This window comes from Desulfomonilaceae bacterium (assembly GCA_041662605.1).
Lineage (GTDB): Bacteria > Desulfobacterota > Desulfomonilia > Desulfomonilales > Desulfomonilaceae > CAJBEZ01.
Window position 1 is genome coordinate 34,355 of record JBAZSD010000010.1, and the last position, 19,264, is coordinate 53,618.

At 48.9% G+C, this 19,264-nt stretch carries 18 protein-coding genes, 2 tRNA genes and 3 pseudogenes; 15 read left to right on the plus strand and 8 right to left on the minus strand.

The window, feature by feature from the left end; translation table 11 throughout:
* Positions 1-25: 25 nt before the first annotated feature.
* Positions 26-268, minus strand: a complete 243-nt coding sequence (locus tag WC647_09805) for a hypothetical protein (protein ID MFA6222598.1) — start codon at positions 266-268, stop codon at positions 26-28.
* Between the two features lie 237 nt (positions 269-505).
* On the opposite strand from WC647_09805, the gene WC647_09810 reads away from it, so the two are divergent.
* On the plus strand, positions 506-1,273 hold the full coding sequence (locus WC647_09810) for a Bax inhibitor-1/YccA family protein (protein MFA6222599.1): 768 nt from the start codon (positions 506-508) through the stop codon (positions 1,271-1,273).
* Positions 1,274-1,290: 17 nt separating this feature from the next.
* On the opposite strand, the gene WC647_09815 is transcribed toward WC647_09810, so the two are convergent.
* Together WC647_09815 and WC647_09820 are read right to left on the minus strand one after the other, a co-directional pair.
* Positions 1,291-2,034, minus strand: coding sequence for a HAMP domain-containing sensor histidine kinase (locus tag WC647_09815; protein ID MFA6222600.1), 744 nt, complete (start codon positions 2,032-2,034; stop codon positions 1,291-1,293).
* A 41-nt stretch (positions 2,035-2,075) separates the two neighbouring features.
* Positions 2,076-2,594 (minus strand): response regulator, encoded by a 519-nt coding sequence (locus WC647_09820; GenBank protein MFA6222601.1) that lies wholly within the window; start codon positions 2,592-2,594, stop codon positions 2,076-2,078.
* Positions 2,595-2,761: 167 nt separating this feature from the next.
* Here WC647_09820 and WC647_09825 point away from each other — a divergent pair.
* From WC647_09825 to WC647_09835, 3 genes and pseudogenes are all read left to right on the plus strand, one after another.
* Positions 2,762-2,836: transfer RNA gene (locus WC647_09825), tRNA-Val, on the plus strand.
* Between the two features lie 209 nt (positions 2,837-3,045).
* Complete coding sequence (locus WC647_09830; protein ID MFA6222602.1) at positions 3,046-3,174, plus strand: hypothetical protein; 129 nt, start codon at positions 3,046-3,048, stop codon at positions 3,172-3,174.
* A 197-nt stretch (positions 3,175-3,371) separates the two neighbouring features.
* Positions 3,372-3,534, plus strand: a pseudogene (locus WC647_09835) (transposase).
* Positions 3,535-3,767: 233 nt separating this feature from the next.
* Here the strand turns inward: WC647_09835 and WC647_09840 are convergent.
* A complete protein-coding gene (locus WC647_09840; GenBank protein ID MFA6222603.1) occupies positions 3,768-4,013 on the minus strand; it encodes a hypothetical protein in 246 nt (81 codons plus the stop codon).
* Positions 4,014-4,482: 469 nt separating this feature from the next.
* On the opposite strand from WC647_09840, the gene WC647_09845 reads away from it, so the two are divergent.
* The 8 genes from WC647_09845 to WC647_09880 all read left to right on the plus strand — a co-directional run bounded on the left by WC647_09845 (position 4,483) and on the right by WC647_09880 (position 12,716).
* Positions 4,483-6,024 carry an ATP-binding protein gene (locus WC647_09845; protein ID MFA6222604.1) on the plus strand — a complete coding sequence of 514 codons (1,542 nt, stop codon included), beginning with the start codon at positions 4,483-4,485 and terminating at the stop codon, positions 6,022-6,024.
* Positions 6,025-6,043: 19 nt separating this feature from the next.
* Positions 6,044-6,751, plus strand: coding sequence for a response regulator (locus tag WC647_09850; GenBank protein ID MFA6222605.1), 708 nt, complete (start codon positions 6,044-6,046; stop codon positions 6,749-6,751).
* A 190-nt stretch (positions 6,752-6,941) separates the two neighbouring features.
* Positions 6,942-7,508 (plus strand): hypothetical protein, encoded by a 567-nt coding sequence (locus WC647_09855; GenBank protein ID MFA6222606.1) that lies wholly within the window; start codon positions 6,942-6,944, stop codon positions 7,506-7,508.
* A gap of 422 nt (positions 7,509-7,930) precedes the next feature.
* On the plus strand, positions 7,931-9,157 hold the full coding sequence (locus tag WC647_09860; protein MFA6222607.1) for an efflux RND transporter periplasmic adaptor subunit: 1,227 nt from the start codon (positions 7,931-7,933) through the stop codon (positions 9,155-9,157).
* Complete coding sequence (locus tag WC647_09865) at positions 9,132-9,827, plus strand: ABC transporter ATP-binding protein (GenBank protein MFA6222608.1); 696 nt, start codon at positions 9,132-9,134, stop codon at positions 9,825-9,827. The genes WC647_09860 and WC647_09865 overlap by 26 nt, the downstream gene beginning before the upstream one ends.
* Positions 9,824-11,035 carry an ABC transporter permease gene (locus WC647_09870; protein MFA6222609.1) on the plus strand — a complete coding sequence of 404 codons (1,212 nt, stop codon included), beginning with the start codon at positions 9,824-9,826 and terminating at the stop codon, positions 11,033-11,035. Before WC647_09865 ends, WC647_09870 begins: the two co-directional genes overlap by 4 nt.
* A 6-nt stretch (positions 11,036-11,041) precedes the next feature.
* Positions 11,042-12,268, plus strand: a complete 1,227-nt coding sequence (locus WC647_09875; protein ID MFA6222610.1) for an ABC transporter permease — start codon at positions 11,042-11,044, stop codon at positions 12,266-12,268.
* A gap of 367 nt (positions 12,269-12,635) precedes the next feature.
* Positions 12,636-12,716, plus strand: a tRNA-Leu gene (locus tag WC647_09880).
* Between the two features lie 373 nt (positions 12,717-13,089).
* Here the strand turns inward: WC647_09880 and WC647_09885 are convergent.
* Positions 13,090-13,581 carry a DUF3795 domain-containing protein gene (locus WC647_09885; protein ID MFA6222611.1) on the minus strand — a complete coding sequence of 164 codons (492 nt, stop codon included), beginning with the start codon at positions 13,579-13,581 and terminating at the stop codon, positions 13,090-13,092.
* 297 nt (positions 13,582-13,878) lie between these two features.
* On the opposite strand from WC647_09885, the gene WC647_09890 reads away from it, so the two are divergent.
* A complete protein-coding gene (locus WC647_09890; GenBank protein MFA6222612.1) occupies positions 13,879-14,703 on the plus strand; it encodes a cyclase family protein in 825 nt (274 codons plus the stop codon).
* 300 nt (positions 14,704-15,003) lie between these two features.
* Here the strand turns inward: WC647_09890 and WC647_09895 are convergent.
* Positions 15,004-15,576: pseudogene (locus WC647_09895) on the minus strand (amino acid permease).
* A 178-nt stretch (positions 15,577-15,754) separates the two neighbouring features.
* Positions 15,755-16,480 (minus strand): annotated as a pseudogene (locus WC647_09900) (amino acid permease).
* Positions 16,481-16,712: 232 nt separating this feature from the next.
* Between WC647_09900 and WC647_09905 the strand changes: the two are divergent.
* On the plus strand, positions 16,713-17,507 hold the full coding sequence (locus WC647_09905) for an FkbM family methyltransferase (GenBank protein MFA6222613.1): 795 nt from the start codon (positions 16,713-16,715) through the stop codon (positions 17,505-17,507).
* Between the two features lie 266 nt (positions 17,508-17,773).
* Positions 17,774-18,355, plus strand: coding sequence for a DJ-1/PfpI family protein (locus WC647_09910; protein ID MFA6222614.1), 582 nt, complete (start codon positions 17,774-17,776; stop codon positions 18,353-18,355).
* Between the two features lie 300 nt (positions 18,356-18,655).
* On the opposite strand, the gene WC647_09915 is transcribed toward WC647_09910, so the two are convergent.
* Positions 18,656-19,204, minus strand: a complete 549-nt coding sequence (locus tag WC647_09915) for a hypothetical protein (protein ID MFA6222615.1) — start codon at positions 19,202-19,204, stop codon at positions 18,656-18,658.
* Positions 19,205-19,264: the final 60 nt, after the last annotated feature.

The following is a 19,264-nucleotide window of genomic DNA, read 5'->3' on the forward strand; positions in this document are numbered from 1 at the left end:
TGATTCCATGAGACATTAAATTGTATCAGACCTCTGTAACATCTTGTATCTTGCGTTTCCAGCACGCCATTACTCCTCCGTCGCCAAACAGCAACTGTACCAGTTCCCAGCCTAGGACGCCTCTCTCATTGAGAATTTCCACCAGAGCTAAAGGTTCCTCGACAGGTATTTCCTTTATGGCGCAATCTGCCTTATCTGTGCAAAAATAGACGATGCGGCTGAAAGTCTCAGCGGGATGTCGTGTAATTTCATATTCAAAAGTGTCCATTTGTCTCACCCTCGCAAAAAAAATCACTACACTCGCGGATAATTCGCGGCCAATACAAATATAATCCTTCTTTAATGTCGGGTAAACTGTTTGAGCCTGGATTAAATTTACTCTTTGAGAATGAATCTATCTTGCGGAATAGGTGTCAAGCCACTAATAGAGTAAAGAAGCAGTGTGTTATAAACGCTAGTGTCAAACCAAGAAGTTACCAAATAAAAGAGTCTTAAGGAGAAAAAAATGGCCATCAGTATCCCTCGATCAGGCAACCCGGCGCTTTCGGAAGGCAGGTTCGCCCAGTACGGCGGCGCCGGTGTCTCCGGCGACGTCATGACCATGCAGGGGGCTGTTAACAAAACTGGAATCTTGTTGTTGATTGCCATGTTAACCGCTGGATATGTGTGGAAAACCTTTTTTGCAGCTCCGGAACAGAATGTAAGCGCCGTATCGGGTCTGATGACAGTCGGAGCGATAGCCGGATTCATCGTTGCGATGGTGACGGTATTCAAGAATTCGTGGGCCCCTGTGACGGCCCCACTTTACGCCGCGCTCGAGGGGCTGTTCCTCGGTGGTATATCTTCAATTGCTGAGTCCCAATATCCAGGGATAGGAATTCAAGCGGTTGGTTTAACATTCGGCGTATTCGTTGTAATGCTTGCGGCTTACTCATCCGGGGTCATAAAAGTAACCGACAAATTCAGATTGGGAGTAGTCGCCGCAACCGGCGGAATCGCTCTCTTCTACCTGATATCAATAATTCTTGGCTTCTTTGGAATACAGATGCCTCTTATAAACGACAACTCCTGGGCCGGTATTGGGTTCAGCGTTGTAGTCGTGGGGATCGCCGCCCTTAATCTCGTTCTCGATTTTGACGTTATTCAGAGCCTGTCACGAAGCGGCGCTCCGAAGTATATGGAGTGGTATGGCGCATTTGCGTTGATGGTCACTCTCGTATGGCTATACATTGAGATCTTGCGTCTGCTCATGAAGCTCAAAAGCGAGCGCTAACTACTGGTGACTCAGGACTATGGGCAGACCTTGACGTGAACCACAAATTCTGCGCCGTGAGGGCACTTGCAAATACTCAGGGAACCGCCCATGGCTCCTGCTAAAGCAAGGGCGCCGGCCAATCCCAATCCGTGTCCCCGAACAGGGAACCCTTCTATTTTGTCACATTGAAAATAGCTGTTGAATATTTGCTGGTGATAGGTTTCGGGTATGCCCGGACCGTCATCTTTCACTGCTATTTCTAGTGTGTCGTTGTTCAAGGCCGCCCTGACGTTGACACATTTGTTTCTGTATTTGAAGGCGTTTGACAGAAGATTTGTGATAATGAGGGCCATCTTGGTCTCATCAATATGTATTTTACGGTCAAGGTGGACCGGATTGGCCTCCAACGTGACGTCGTTAGCTTTTAGGATACTGATGAACTTTTCCAACGCCGTGGCCTCTTCCAAGGCATCGGAGACAACCGGGTCAATCAGATCAAACAGCTCTACCAGAGCGGTCCTCAATATTTGGGACAGAGTGCAGTCAACAACATTGAGCACACCCAGAGCCGCCATATCAACTTCGAGCATGCCGTTGGCCAGATGTCTCAACCTCATGGCGTTTCTAAGCATTCGTCGGATGACCTTCTCCTGCTTGGGGTTGAGTTGTCCGTAACGGTCGGGTTTGTCAAGTAATGATCTTGCTCCAGATTCAATGATATTGACTGGATTCTTGATGTCGTGGACTAAGTGCGCTGTCTTTATATTTTGAATACTCACGCAATAACCCCCTCACGTTATTGACTGTGAACCTACGGCAATCATGATTCGATGATTGTTGACTCGGTTATTTCAAGATCTCGTTCGAATTTGTCCCAGAATTCCTTTTCAGTTTTACGCCATTCCTGTCCAAATTGCGCTCCGAAAACACCGCCAAGCCTAGATAACGCCGATTTCCAGGTGGACTGATAGCTTAACATTAGCAGGTCTTCAAGAAAAGGAATCATTTTGACTATGTGGTCTTTCGGTAGATAAGCCCTTGCGCCAAGTTCGATAGATTTCTTGAGGCTCTCGGGATTGAGAGCGTGCGCGGTCAGCATCACCACCGGCATTTTTCTCGCCGCCGCAACCTGTAACAGGTCGAATCCTCGAACGCCCATGATGTCCAGCATCACCAGGTCATAAGTAAATGACACCAGTTTCTTTAGCGCCTCTTCATAGGTCGAGGCTGTGTCGTAATCTACCTTGAAGTCTTCAAGTTCTTCCGCCAGGATTTCGAGGATATCTTCCTCATCATCTACGGCCAGTATGCTCTTGCCTTTTAGGATGCTTGCGGGCATGGGGGAGCGTCCTCTTCCATTAGATATATTCCAGACTTGAGAAACATGTCAAGTTATCCTGAGGGCATCGGTAGTCAGCCCCACTCGGCGCCAGTCGCCCCCGATCCAATTTTTTTTTAGGAGTGGATTTGACTGTTTCGCATGATAATGGTAAGCTCAAAAGATATGGGCGGGTAGCTCAGTGGGAGAGCACTGCCTTCACACGGCAGGGGTCGGAGGTTCAAGCCCTCTCCCGCCTACCAATAAATTCAATAAAGTACAAGGGTCTCGATGGTGTTTTTTGAACATCCGGGACCCTTTGCTTTTTGTTGCTACCATTTTCACAGATTCAACAATCATTTTCTCAACATGCAGAAACTAAGATTTGGGTTGAATGATTGGGTATGACCAGTTTGTCGATAGCCTCTACTGTTGCCAGATTTAATCGAAATTGGGCAGTGGCGCCTTCGTAATGCGCAAAAATGTATCCACCTCTGTTGACATGATCCTTGCCAACCCCATTGGTATGGGTGAACCCCTGAAAGCCAACTTCAGGGGATATTACAGCGCCCCGGTAAAGCGGAATTTCATTATCATCTAACTGAACTGCATGATTTGTAGGCAAAAGGCCGATGATCAAATCGTTAGATGTCATGAGTGCCAGGATTGTCAGGACGAAACCGTGAAGTACGTTCTGCCGGGTCCGCACGATCACACTTACAAGAATCGATAGAGCCTGCTTTTAGCCTCACTCAACTACGCGACGCCATTTTATTTGGTGGGAGCCAATCCTCCCAACTCAAGGGACGAACAGCAATTCGAGTTTTCAAAGGTTTCCCCTATTTGAGGAAGAAACCCTATTGGGAGGGGTAATCATTTTTGGGGGAGAGGCTACAGTGTCGATACAGTAGGTCTGGATGCGAACATGATCCGCAAGTATGTAAAATACCAGGAAGAGTAAGAGCGTTGACAGGAACAACTATGCTTGCCTCCTCCGGGGGCAAGCATTTAGCCCCCCTTGGGGGCAAAGACAAAGCCACGTGATTAGCACATGGATATTTACTTACCCTTTTGACCCTTTTTTCAACTGCGAAAGTTGAGTACCTACTGAAAACCTACTGGAAGCCCGCCATCTGGTTGAGCAAGGGCCAGTACAGACTGATGAAGTCAGGACGCCGTGCATTCACGATATAGTCAAGGGGGGATGGCGGTTCCAAAGTTCATCACAAGTGGGAACAGGGGGTGGATGATTTCTCTTGTGCCACGTTCATTAAGTGATGTGAGTTTACTGGGGCCAAGTTCAGCAAGGATTGCGAATTCTTTCTTGCCCAGTTCGGGGGAAAAAAATTTTTCGGATACTAATTTCGTAAAAAGAGCATGATTCTTTGTGACCACAGTTAAAGGGCTGCCGGTATCGAGATTGTCTAACCAGTGAAGCAACAGCGTCCATGCGATTTGTGTCCTTATCCCGAATGGATCCGTCCAGGCCTGCGCTTGGCGGAGGACTACCGAGCACGGCGCAATTGACTGAGGGCGTGTGGTGAGGTATGTTCGGGCACTATAAAATATGGTCATTCCCTTGAACGAGGGACAGCGTCTGCCTTCTCGGGACCTCGTGGTTGATCATGCGGATGCCTATTGGGCCATCTGGAGATTGTCGTACAATCCACAACAGCAATGATAGATGGCGCTGTTGCACAGGCGGATGACGTGGCAACGCAGGCCTGTAAAGAGAATGAGTCGTGTCTCGAAGGCTAAAAGAAGGACTTGGAGCATGGGGTAAACGCCAGTGACCGCTGAGAAAAGTGTGGCAGGAGCAAGTGCTTGAGATGTTCCATTGGCGGGGGATGCGCTGATCGCTTGGGCGCTTTTGTGATCTACTTTCGGGGTAGTCCATAGAAGGAGAAGAATGAAGTTCAACTTGTTTCACAAAATCTTCTCGGCCTTCATCGTTACCATTCTAGCCTCGATAGTCGTTCTGGCCTTAATCACGTATTTTGCAGCAAATTGGAGGTTCTCCGAGTATGTGACCAAAGTGGAGATGGGACAACTGGATGATTTGGCGACCGCTCTCGGCTCTCTGTACCAGGAAAAGCAGACTTGGGAACACTTCCAAGACAATCCGCGCCTGTGGCTCCGATTCATTTGGCACTATTTACCCGAAATCCCAGCGCCCCCGCCACCACCATTTCTGCCCGGCCAAGCAGAAAGCCATCAGGAGAGAAACTTTTCATTCGGATATCCGCGCACGCCTCAACACGAGAGTCCGGAGAACGACTTCAAGCAGGGATTCAGCGGCAAAGGAGATGAGAGAAGCGGCCCGCCTCTCCCTTTTCCTCTCCCTCCTCCTCTCAGAGAATCAATTGAGCCACGGCTGGCCCTTCTTGACGAAAACAAACAGCTTGTTATAGGTGCTCCCGGATTACCCATCCGAAGTTATACGCTTCGTCCGATTGATGCGAACGGGCGAACCGTAGGCTGGCTCGGGCTCATGCCGCTGAAGCATGGGTCGCATCCGTTGGAGCTGGCCTTTTTGCAGGAACAGACCAGGGCAATTTTCTTAGCCGGACTTTGCGTCTTTGTTCTGGCAGCCTTGATCTCGTATTTCCTTTCTAAGCATTTGGTTGCGCCGATCCAACAATTGACGCAAGCGACAAAAGACCTGGGTTCGCTCAATTTTGGCACTCAAATTGACGTGCGCACCGGAGATGAGCTGGGCCAACTGGCAGACACTTTCAACTCTATGGCGCAGGCCCTTGAAACGAACGAAACAGTTCGAAAGCAATGGATCGCTGATGTAGCTCATGAACTCCGAACACCTTTGGCCATTCTTCGCGGCGAGATAGAAGCAATGCAGGATGGAGTACGAGAAGTAAGTCCCGAGAGGCTCAGCTCACTTCATGACGAGACAAACCGAATCGGTAAACTCGTGGACGACCTTCATCTGCTTTTTGTAGCGGATTCCAAGAATCTCGTTCAGAAAAAGCTTCCTGTGAAGCCGGTGGTATTACTTCAAGACGTGATCGCTACATTTGAAACGCTACTCACCCAAGCCTGTATTCAACTTGAGGCGAGTTCGATTGGGGACGAAGGCTCCGTAATTTTGGGCGACGAAGATCGCTTGCGACAGTTATTCGCAAATCTGATCGAGAATAGTGTCCGATACACTGATTCTCCCGGAGTCCTGCGGATCAATCATTATCGCTCGCTCCAAAAACTAACGCTGGTCTTCGAAGATTCTTCGCCGGGGGTCCCCTCTGAGGCTCTTGACCGCGTTTTCGACAGACTCTATCGTGTGGACAAATCAAGAAGTCGGGCTTTAGGAGGCAGCGGGCTCGGCCTTTCAATATGTAGGGAAATTGTGAGCGGACACGGCGGAGCGATTCGTGCAGCACATTCGTCCTTGGGAGGATTGCTGGTTTCGATTGAATTCGAACTCGTCCGGGCCTGAATTGATATGAGAGGCTGACATGATGGGAAAACATGTGCTGATCGTGGAAGACGAGTCAAAGATTGCCGATTTGCTCCGGGATTATCTTGTCTCTGCCGGTTTCACAACAACGACCGTGGAGCGTGGAGATATAGCGGTCGCGGAAGTGAGAAAAAACGGGGCTCTGCTGGTTCTTCTGGATATCATGTTGCCGGGCATGGACGGCATGGATGTGTGCAGAGAAATCAGAAAATTCTCTAACGTACCTATCATAATGATAACCGCCCGCGTCGAGGAAATTGACCGGATCATAGGTCTTGAGCTGGGAGCGGATGACTACGTATGTAAACCGTTCAGCCCCCGGGAAATAGTCGCACGCGTGAAGAGCGTACTAAGGCGCAGTCAACCGCAACCCACTGAACCACAGCTTAGGGCAGGACCAATATCTATGGACTGTGCTACCCGCGAAGTATACGTCGGCGAACATCCTCTGATCCTGACCCCTAACGAGTTCGCTCTTTTAAGAGCCCTGATGGCGCGGCCGAATCGTGTGTTTACGCGGGGAGAGCTCCTAGATCTCGTCCAAGGATACGATTTCGACGGATATGACCGAACCATCGATTCACACATCAAAAATTTGCGCAAGAAATTGGCTAAAAAGATTCCGGAACAAGAGATAATAAGCACGGTATACGGGGTTGGTTACAAACTAGATGAGGTTACCGACTTTTCGGCCGAAGACCACTGAGAAACGTCTCGACATTACATCTGGTTCCTGATGACAATTTTCTCCATTCCACAAAGTTAACACAGTTCCTCCATATTTTTTCCACAATCACAATATAGACTTGTCCTCAGACGAGCAACGTCTGCGTGCCTACTGGCCGCGAGCGTTCGCAGTCCGAGTGAACCGATTGCAAAAAAAGAAGGAGAATTCAATGAAGAAGACAGTTTTCGTGCTGGTTCTAGGGCTTTTTACAATCGCCTCAGCGACTTGTCTTGTTGCGTTTGAAAGCCCACCGGGGCCGCCTCCTCATGGAGAGGCATTTTTTGGTGGGCTTCCCGGACCACCACCGGGGCCGCCTCCTCATGGAGGGGCATTTTTTGGTGGGCTTCCCGGACCACCGCCGGGGCCGCCGCCCCACGGAGATTTCCCGAATCTGTTGTATGCGCCACCCGATCTGATTGAAAGACTCAAGTTAACGGATGACCAAATGAAACAGATGCGGCTCGCCTATGCTGATTTTCAAGACAGGACCAGAAAGACTCGAAATGGTCTGATGGGACTGAACGATGAGAAAAGAGTCATGTTAATTTCCGGAAAGATAGAAGCCGGCAAGCTTGCGAAATTGGATGAAGACATAACAAGGCTTGCTTCGGAAGTCATGGCAGAAGGCCTCAAAATGAAAAGAGAGCAGTTCGCAAAGCTCACGCCGGAGCAAGTGGATCGCTTGGCGGATTTCCTGGTTAGGCCGAAACCGCACGCGAAAATGATGCCCAAATAATAGGCGTTTCGCGTAAACGTGGAGCGCTGTGGATAGGAATCAAACCTTATTCCCACCGCTCCACTGCATCGGAAGGGATGCTTATGCGCCCCAAATTCCTTCATTGTCGCCGAAATGTTAGCCGCAATCTCTGGATCAAGCATTGACCTCTTTTGGAAGCAAGCCTTGAAAGTACCCGATAAAAAGAGGGAAGAAATATTGAGACTAATTGCCGAGGGCAAAAACGTTGACCCTCCGGACTTGGAGAACTTTTACTGATGGATACACGAATCATTTGAAGCACGAGGATTCCATCCCTTTCAGTAGCAACAGTTTCATGAATGCTGCCGTTTTTCCGTCGATTCCGCATTCATGAGAATCTATCTCGGAGTCTGGATACTTGAGTTATCCCTGGAGTAGACAACATACAGATGAGATTCCCAATGAAAGTCAATGTGCCTGCAGCCAACTCGGGAGAAGATATTAGACGCGATCGGGACTCCGTCACATCAGGAGCGTGCCAGCGTAATACGGTTACAAGAGTGGCGACAAGAACACCGTCGAGATTCAGCCGGATCGAAGTTCTCATACTCCTTGTTCTTGGTGTTCTGGCTGGGGGTGCGTTCTTGGGCTGTGGAACGGTCTCGGACCAACCACCAAAAGAATACGAGGCTGTACCGGCGGCGAAGCGGGATGTGATTGCGGTGATTCAGGCAACCGGAATCGTCAAGGCGAAGGTGGGAGCCGACGTGAAAGTTGGGGCAAGGATGCCTGGGAAAGTTGTAGAGTTGCCCATCAACGTTGGAGACAAGGTCCATAAGGGACAGGTAATTGCAAGGATTGAACAGGAAGACTTGGTCGCAAAGGTAAAGCTTCAAAAAGCGGTTCTTGCCGAAGCTAGGGCAGAGGAATTTCGCCTTGCAAAAGACCGTGAGCGTTACCAAAAGCTACATTCCACCGACGCAATCTCGCCCCAGAAAATGGACCAGAGTGAAGCACAGCACGAAATGGCCATGGCGAGAACTCTCAAATCTCAGGCCGAATTGGATTACCAGGAGTCTCAGCTCTCTTACGCGACCGTTCTTGCACCGATCAAGGGCACCGTCGCGTCGGTCAACACCATGCAAGGTGAGACGGTGGTGACGGGGTTGAACGCTCCTACCTTCATCAGAATCATCGACCTTGACCACCTGGAAGTGCTCGCCTATGTGGATGAAAATGACATCGGCAACGTGCGGATCGATCAAGAAGCCACTTTCACCGTGCCAGCCCACCAAGCTGCGGAGTTCCAGGGCAAAGTTACATCCATCTATCCATCAGCCACCACTCAGGATAACGTGGTCTACTACCTCACATCCATAAGTGTGGATAACCGAGAAGGCAAGTTGAAGCCGGACATGACGGCGAATGTATCGATTTCCATCGATCGGCGGCAGGGTGTTATTTCAGTGCCACATAAGGCCGTAAGACGTGAGGGGACTCGGAAATTCATCCTTGTGACCGACAAGGGCCTCCTGGAGAAAAGATTCGTGAAGGTCGGAGTAAGAGATCAGGCCTACCTCGAAATACTGGATGGTCTGAAAGAAGGCGAGCAGGTCGTTATCGGCGAACCGCTCAGCAAATGTACAAAGCGAGGGGCAGTCCATGATACAAGTGGAAAACCTTTTTAGGACCTTTCAGAAAGGGAACTTGGAGGTGCAAATTCTTCGCGGCGTCTCCCTGAGTATCAGCAAGGGGGAGTTTGTCTCGATAATGGCTCCGTCTGGAATGGGGAAAAGTACTTTGCTGAATATTCTAGGCTGTCTTGATAAACCGACGAGCGGCTCGTACATCTTGGACAGCATTCCAGTTCATGACATGGACGATGATGAGCTGTCGAGAATGAGGAATCAGAAGATAGGGTTTGTATTTCAGTCTTTTCATCTCCTACCGCGAATGACCGCTTGGGAAAACGTGATTCTTCCGCTCGTCTACAGCGATTTTGAAGGTGACATGAAAGACAGGGCCACCCGCGTCTTGGCCACCATCGGCCTGGCCGATCGGGTGCATCACCTCCCAAGAGAATTGTCCGGAGGCCAACAGCAGCGAGTTGCCATAGCGAGAGCGCTGATTAACTCACCAACCATCATTCTTGCTGATGAGCCCACCGGGAATCTGGACTCCACCTCGAGTCAGGAAGTTATGACGATATTTCGCGAACTCCACAAGGCGGGGACCACAATGGTTATCGTTACCCACGACAAGGAGCTTGCGCATCAGGCTCACCGAATCATCGAGATAAAGGACGGTTGTATTTACAGCGACAGACCGACGGGAACCCGATCAGGAGAGGCGGCATGATGAGAATGCTGCGGATGGGACGGCAAGCGCTGAACGCCATCGCAACATATAGAACCAGAACGATCCTTATGATACTCGGTGTGGTTATCGGTGTGGCGACGCTCACCGTTATCACCTCTTCGGTAATCGGGGCGCGGGACGAGGTCTTGGCGAGGGTAGAAAAATTCGGTTTGAAGCAGATAAGTGTCATCGCCGGCGCCGGAAGAAAGCCGGGAGTCCCGCAACCCGTATGCACGAGTCTGAAGCTGGAGGACGCACGGGCAATACTTTCAGAAATTGCTAATGTGAAGGACGTGTGTCCCGAAATCGTGCGCACGGATTTTCCTGTGAAATACGGTAACAAGAATACTTACGCATCAATCGTTGCAGCGAACTCCAGTTGGGCCTCAATGTGGGGGACAGGGCTGGAAGCGGGAAGGTTCTTATCACAGGAAGACAACATTTATCGAGCGCGGGTGGCCGTTGTTGGAAGAACGATCCAAAGGGACGTGTTTGAAGACGAAGACCCTGTCGGCAAGCGGATTCTCATTAACAACAACCCGTTTGAGATCGTCGGCATCCTTGAATCGAGAGGGACGTCGCCCCGCGGGGACGACTTGGACAATCAAATCGTCATACCCGTCTCCACCGGTCAAAAAAGAGTATTCCACCAGGATTACCTCTTTGCCATAAAGGTGGAATTAAACGATTCGTCCAAGATGTCTCGGACCGTGAACGATGTTCGGGAACTCTTACGGGAAAGGCATAATCTTCGGGAAGGGCTTGAGGATGATTTCACGATTGTGACTCCCACCTTGATCATGAACATGATGTCGAGCCTTTCGGCAACATTCAGCCTTTTCCTCATGCTGGTTTCAGGTATATCGCTCGTGGTAAGCGCAATTGTAATCGCAAACATCATGTTCATTGCAGTGAATGAGAGAAGGGGGGAGATCGGTCTTCGGCGGGCCGTTGGGGCCAGAAAGAGAGATATCCTCGCCCAGTTCCTGTTGGAGGCCGTCTGTGTTGCCGCAGCGGGTGGATTTCTCGGAATTGTTGTGGGACTTATGGGTCTCAAGCTGTTGTCAGGTTATATGAAATTGCCTGCTGACATTATGTGGCAGCCCATCGTAGTCGGGTTTGCAAGTGCAATTGTCGTGGGGCTCTTGGCAGGCATTCAGCCTGCAAAAAAAGCTGCCAGTTTGCAGCCTATTTCAGCATTGAGGTAAGTTCTCATGCGAACCGGTCAGTTACGCAGCTTCCGAATAGCCATAAAGTCGCTCATAGGAAATCGGTTGAGGGTTTTCCTTGCCGTGTTGGCTATCATTATAGGTGTAGCGTCCCTCATTGTCCTAGTGGGAATTGGAAGAGGAACCGAGCAAGAAATCCGAAAGTCAATCGAAGACATGGGGCCAAATATGATTATCGTGAGCGCAGGGCAGTCAAGGGTGATCAAGGGACAGCTCGGGCAGTTGGGAATGATAATCAATTTGACCTTGAAAGATGCGGCCGCAATCGCTGAAGAGTGTCCATCGGTTCGTGCTGTCGCTCCTGCTCATTCCAAGAAACTGTTGGTAAAATCTGATAGCGTGACCTACAGCACAAAGATTGTGGGTACCGTGCCTTCAATACAGGAAATGCGAAATATCTCGCTCCAATCAGGATCGTTTTTTGATGAGACGGAAAACAGCTTGATGGCGCACGTTGCAGTTCTTGCCCCCACGGTGGTCGAGTCTCTATTTGGGATGCGTGATCCCACTGGAAGGTCCATCATGATTGGAAAGGTGACGTTCAAGGTCATCGGCGTAACGGCTCCAAAGGGGTCTGTTTCTGGTGAGGATCAAGACGACCAAATATTTGTGCCTTTGCGGACCGCCATATCCAAACTCATGAATGTGACGTATTTGAGCCACGTATTCGTTGAGGCTGCCGGACTTGACAATATCCACACCGCAGGTATGGAAATAAAGTCTCTCCTGAGAGAACGCCATCGATTGCGTGACGATAAGGCGGATGATTTTACCATTCAGAATCAAGCCGATGTGATCGAGGCGCAGAGTTCGGTCTCAAGGTCATTCAGCCTTCTCGTCCTGAGCATCGCGGTCAGTTCCTTGGTTATTGGAGGAGTCGGAATCATGGGCGTTATGCTTGTTTCCATCCAGGAACGGATAAGCGAGATAGGCATTCGGCGGGCTGTAGGTGCGAAACGGAGTGACATATTTGTTCAATTCCTTGTTGAATCTTTGTTTCTCGGCATACTGGGTGGAATTGGGGGCCTCCTTCTCGGGCTGAGTGCATCGGCCGGAGTGAAACTGATCTCCAGGATGCCGTTAGTTTTGGAGCCCAAGTACATCCTATTGTCACTTGTTTTTTCGTTAGCGACCGCCCTCCTTTTCGGCATATTTCCTTCGTGGAGAGCTTCCCGGCTCAACCCGATTGAAGCACTGCATACCGAGGCCTAGCAGAAGCTCCAATAAGGTCCTGTCTTCACGGCACTTATTGATGATCTGAACTTGGTGCTGTCTTGGTGCCCACAGGTGATCTAATTCCAAACCAACAGATGAAAGAGAGGTCTTGAAACCGCAAATTGTTCAATCAAACAAGGGAGCATAGAATTCTAGCTGGGAGGTCTCGTGACCGGTTAGGGGAGTCGGGGGTGATGTCAGACAATGAAGGTTTTTTGAAACAGATCTTGCCCGACCTGATTCCTTTTAACAGCATAAAAATGTCCTAAAAAGTGGCGTCATTTTGGCGTCGCTTTTTACGTAATCATAGCGCTTAATAGTGACCAATAGTGTTCAATAGTGCTTTATTTCTTCAAGGAAATCAAGGCGTAGCCAGTTATGTAATTATCGAATTTGTGCCTTCACACGGCAGGGGTCGGAGGTTCAAGCCCTCTCCCGCCTACCAAATAAAAACAATGAGTTAGCTCTCCCGGAAACGTTGACAATGACCTCTACCGTAAAAAAGCCAACAAAAAGCTAACACCGGGCTTAAAATTGATTTCATTTTTAGGCGTTTACCGCAGTTAAGATTTCAGTTTCATTGTCGCTGATCCGTCCGTAGCGTTCACTCATCGGCAACATCCTGTCGCTATGTCCAATGGCCTGTCTAATCTAGTGGTCTATCTTTCTGATTCTGGCGTTTTTGAGCCATATGTGGCGCAAACGTGGATCCGTGGTCGCGGAAATTGCAGTTTGTTTAATGCTCGGTCCCATGGTCTTTTGCATGACTGAACATCAATATTGTGACCTCAAGATGTTGCGCTTAGTTTCTGAATGGATCAGTCCAGATTCAACTGCGCTTTGCATTGATTACATTTCGCTGCGCCCCGGAAGATTTTATTGCCGCATTCTGGACAGATATAGCGGGCTTCTTCATCTTGAACCCATTTTTCATCGCCAACCTCTCGACGATACGGGATAGCCCGGAGAATAACCTTCTTTCCAACAGTCATAGAGAAATTGTCAATGTAATGACACGGAAATTCATTACATTGATGACAGCCTGTGTATCCTTTATCTTTTGTGCAGTTCCTGATCTCACATTGGCGACAGTGCATAAACCGTTCCTCAGATAAGCAGCCGCGGCACTGAATGTCTCCTATTGATAGGGATTCGCTATTCGGGAGTGTGCCCTTGTCGGGAGTTCCTCCCTTGTAGAGGTTTACCAGCCGCCCTTTTAGTTTTATGTTATTGTCGCGGTGTGCGATATAAATGGCGCAGACACCACAATAAAGACCACAAGGAGAAATGAAATCGGGATTTGTCGCCATAGCTTTTTCCCTTCCTGATAGCTAATCCGACATTGGACATCCTATGATGGCCCACACTACATATAGTGGGTGATAGAGTCAACTTTACGCGAATGATTTTCTTAATAAGGCGGCCACACAGACAAGGCGGTGACCCATATAAGCATAAGTGTATTAGAGGACAGTACGCCGCCATCTTGTTCCAACATGTTAAAAATACTTGTAATTAATCGATTTGACCCTACATAAGACATAAGGTAGATTAGCCTGGGAATTGAGGATGTGCCAGCATGGGATATCAAATGGAGGCGCAGAACGATGAAAGAGAAATTCAGTTTCGTCTCGTTAGTATTCATCATGGCCATTTCATTAACTGCGGGAGCCGAATCGCCGGCGACATTATGGCCTGTAGTTGAAATGTTGCGATCCAAGGAATTCGTCGATCTGACCCATGCATTTCATCCGGGAATCCCACAGTGGCCCGGTTTTGACGATGAAATAAGAGTTACCACGTACTATTACGACAAGGGAATCGGAACGAAAGGAAGCGGTTTCCTCGCTCATAAATACGAAATACCTGGCCAATGGGGCACTCATGTGGACCCGCCGGCGCATTTCGCAAGAGGAAAAAGATTTCTCGACGAAATCTCCGTCAAGGAAATGCTTCTTCCCCTTGTCGTCATCGACGTGAGCGGTAAGGTAACGACCAATCCGGACTATCAGATCTCCATGGATGATGTCCGGGCCTGGGAAGCGAAACACGGTCAAATACCGAAGAACGCCTTTGTGGCCATGAGAACCGACTGGTCAAAGAAATGGCCAAACGGAGAAGCGATGCGTAACCAGGACGACAAAGGCGTTGCCCATTATCCAGGCTGGAGCAAGGATGTCCTTACCTACCTCTACGAAGAGCGCAATATTACTGCGTCAGGCCACGAAACCACCGACACCGACCCTGGTATCGCCACTAGCAAAGGAGACTATTCCCTTGAGGCGTACATTCTTTCACGAGACAAATTTCAGATCGAGCTTCTGGCCAACCTGGACAAAGTTCCCGAATACGGGGCTTTAGTGGTGGTAGCGTTTCCAAAGCCAAAGAAGGGCTCCGGTTTTCCTGCGAGGGTATTTGCTATCCTACCGTAGTAATGCGCTGCGAGATCCTGATCAGTGACGGAATAGTACAGCGAACAGGAGGTTGATGTCCTTGCCCGTCTCGCAATACTATTTTGAGGCAAACAAAACGCTGATTTTTTTAGCCATTTTCAAAAGCTACGTTCGGTGACGCTATTTCGATCTTCGCTGCGCAGTTGTTCCTCTCATCGCTCTTTGTCTTCCCGGTAATTAAGGCGACGGTTGTTTTTGACTCCCCCGTTGATGGCTGTGATGAATTCCATAAGAAAAATAGATAACAAAACCAAGAACCAGCCAGCCTATAAGGCGTAACTAGGCTTCCCACGGAAGGCTCAGAGCAAGAAGCGTGCATGATGCTACCCCTAACGCGGGTACAAAAGGCGAGAAGGGGGTTCTGAAAGGTCGCGGGATGTCGGGCCTTTTATAGCGGAGCACTAACACGCCGGCGCATACAACGATGAAAGCGGCTAGTGTGCCTATCGAAACCAGTTCGCCTAAAATTCGTACCGGGAGCAAGGAAGCCAATATTGCCACAACCGAGCCAGTTACGATTGTGGTGTTGGCGGGAGTGCCATAACGTGGATGCGCTTTGGAAAAGAATGCTGGCAAGAGGCCATCATGGGCCATGCTAAAAAAGATACGTGGCTGTCCCATCAGAAGGACCAGGATTACGGATGTCAAACCAGCGATAGCCCCGAGTTTTACCAACACCGCCAACCAGAGAATGCCAGTGGCGTCAATGGCCAGAGCTACAGGATTCGCAACATTGAGCCTTGAATAGTTGACTACCCCGGTCAAAATCAGGGAGAACAGAACATACAACACAGCGCAGACAGCCAACGAACCTAAAATACCTATTGGCATGTGAGTCTGAGGTTTCTTGGCTTCCTGAGCCGCAGTTGAGACGGCGTCGAATCCAACGTAAGCGAAGAAGACAACCCCTGCTCCTTCTTAGTACTCCAGACCACCCAAACTCCCCGTATTGGCCGGAATTCGGTGGAATGAACGGGACCCAGTTATCGGTCTGGATGAACCTGATTCCGACGACAATTACCGTCAATATAACAGCTAGCTTGCCCGCCACAATGGCTGTATTGAATAGCGCGGACTCGCGAATCCCCTTGACAAGAATAATCGTTACGAACAGTACAATTAGGGCGGCTGGGAGGTTCAATATGGCAGTAGCGTGTGGCAGGCTGTCTAGAGAGACGCCTGATTGATGAAGTCGCTCAAGATAAGAACCAACCTGATACCAGCCCTCAGCCCCGGAAATACCTATTTTCCGTATTAGCTCGTTTGATAAAAATACGAACTGTGTTCCGGGAGGACCCGAAAATTCTGGAGGGGCAATTATGCCGAACTGATGTAGGAAGCTCACAACGTAACTGGACCAGCCCACAGCAACGGCCGACGCCCCTATAGAATATTCTATAATTAGATCCCATCCGATAAACCACGCGAAAATCTCGCCCAAAGTTGCATAGGCGTACGTATAGGCGCTCCCAGAAACGGGAATCATTGAAGCGAACTCAGCATAACACAATCCAGCCAGTGCGCTTACAATCCCGGCGATAACAAAAGAAATCACGATGCCGGGACCAGCGTATTGGGCCGCCGCCTGCCCTGCGAGAACAAATATGCCTGCTCCGATAATAGCGCCAATTCCTATTCCGAGAAGGTCAACCACACCGAGAGTTTTTTTGAGGCCGGAACCGTCTTGCGCCTCAGCCTGGAGGGCTTCAATGGTTTTTGTTCGGCGAAGTTGTTGAGATAACGTGGAATATTTCACGAAATACCTACACGCGCAAACATGATGGGCGCGGGAAGTTTTGACTCATCAAACTCCCATCGGATATGATATTTAGCATGCGCTGCTGAAACAGGAAAAGTATTGTTTCAGAAGCCGAGGACTTTTTCTATCTGCACTGGTTTGACGCATTATGCCTAGAAGAATCATGGTCCATGAAACACGCTTCTATAAAACCAATTCTCTGCTTGTTGGCAAGTTTATATGAGGCCTTGTGGGGAATATAGAACTCAACAATTTACTTGACTTGTTTGGGCGCCGAAAAACGGCAATCTTAAGGCAACATTCGAGAGCCAGAGCAGTTTTCAAGAAAATCAAAAGACTGCTGTCTCATGGGCAATCGTTGAGATTCTTTTCAGCCTTGATCAAGGAGGGTGATCTCGTTTTTGATATCGGCGCTAACGTGGGGGACATGACCGCATTGTATTTGGAGCTTGGGGCCAGGGTGATTTCCGTGGAACCTCAAGATGATTGCCTGAAAACCCTTGATCGAAGGTTCGGACAGAACCCTCGAGTATCTATTGTCCCGACGGCTATTGGAGCCTTAGAGGGAGAGCATGAATTCATGATTAGCGACATCCGGTCGCCTATTTCCTCGATGTCCAGGCAATGGATCACCGCCGTGAAATCAAGCGGAAGATTCTTGCGCTACGATTGGAGTCGTACCATAACGGTTCCGGTAACAACACTGGACTCATTGATAGAGCTGTATGGTGAACCGGATTTTTGTAAAATCGATGTAGAGGGATTTGAGGCGGAAGTCCTTTCCGGGCTTTCTCGCCCCCTGACAAATCTATCATTCGAGTATCATGTTGAATTTCTGGAACACGCCTTTGACTGTTTTGCGCTTCTTCGACGTCTTGGAACATATCGTTTCAATTACACTGTTGAGAGCCGCATAGTAATGGAATCACCCTGTTGGATGGGGGAACAGGAGATCTGTCAGAAACTTCGGTCACTCACTTGTTCGAGTCTCCAGGGTGACATTTATGGTCAGTTCAAATGCTAGGCTGAATGACGGATACTGAGTTTCATTGTTAGATTTTGGTGGGTTGGAGGTTCAATCAAATTCGAAACTGCGGCCGGAGAAAAATATCACGTTTTTGGGATGTCATCTGAATAGACGGAGAATTATATAGAACTGTAAATAAAAATGGAGGTTGAATCATTTTTAAAAAGTCCGTCGCCGAGTCTTCTTTGTGTTCTTGGCAAATTAGGCCGGCGCCAACGGCCGTCTCGTAGAACATCTCACAGATTACTAACAGGAGGGAACTCATGGGAACAAAGAAAATCTTGATGTTAGTTGGGGACTACGTGGAGGATTACGAAGTAATGGTGCCTTTTCAGGCATTATTAATGCTCGGCTATACCGTTCATGCGGTTTGTCCTGACAAAAAAGCGGGCGACATTGTCAGGACAGCTATCCACGACTTTGAAGGCGATCAGACTTACAGCGAGAAACGCGGCCACAACTTCACTCTAAATGCTACGTTCTCCGAGATCAAACTGGACGATTACGACGCACTGGTGATTCCGGGTGGACGCGCGCCTGAATATATAAGGTTGAATAAAGGAGCGCTCGACGCCGTACGCTATTTCGCAAATAAAAATAAGCCCATCGCGGCAATCTGCCACGGAGCCCAGGTCCTTGCCGCAGCCGGGGTCCTGACTGGCAAGACCTGCTCCGCTTATCCTGCTGTGGCCCCTGACGTAAACTGCGCAGGAGGTAAATGGGTAGACATTCCTTTAGATAAGGCCCACGTGGATGGCAATCTGGTTACCGCTCCTGCTTGGCCCGCCCATCCTGATTGGCTGGCTCGGTTCATCGCCGTGATGGGAGCAAAGATAGAGTTATAGCTTCTGAAATGTTCGCGTACTGGAAACTTTTTCCTCTGCAAAATACATATCTGACACAAATCGGACAGGACTCTGCCCAAAGGGAAAGAGTCCTGAATCCTTCCTCTTGGCTACCAAAGGGTGAAAATATTTTTTGTCAGTACTTAACATAATTTGTTCAACGGACAGTAGGAACGTCAAGAAAGACCATAATGTCGCTTGGAGTTGAGCCCAGGCAAACTGATGGCTTCAAAAGGCCTTTGTAGTGAATTAGTTTTTTTACAGGCTGTATTCGGTGGGCAATAATAAACTAAAGAAGTTCTAATTTTTCGGTTTTCCTTCAGTAGGCTCAACAATCTGAAGAGTCTTCATTGCGGCGTCAAATATGTCTGCGAACTTCCGGCCATCTTCAGGTAAAACAGAACACGTTATGACCAACATTTTCTCTTTTATTCCTTTAAAGTAATACTGGGTTTGCATCAGTTGTTTTCGATCCCATTTGGAATCAAATACGAGCTTAATTCCTCGGATACCTGAGTCTGTATTAAAAGCCCTTTTCTCAAGCAGCTTGAAACCTTGAGCGTCTTTTTTCATAGGCGCTGAGCAAGCCGTTACGTAGTCTTCAACTGACCCATCGAAAGCCTCATCAATCACAGCTATATTTGGAGCGAAACCACCGGAAGGAAAACCACGACAAATTTTGAAGTTAAATCCAGGGAACTCGGCCGTCGTCCATCCTTCAGGAATCATAAATTTGAAGCCGCCGGACGGTTCCGATAACACTGTAGTCGCCTGCTCTGAAAGTCCGATCAACGGCCACAGGAGTATTAATGACAAACATAGAGCGCCGGACATTATACTTCGGGACATCTTTTTTTACTCCTCCGGTTTTAATCCGATATTGATTGTACTACTTCTTAAGATGTATTT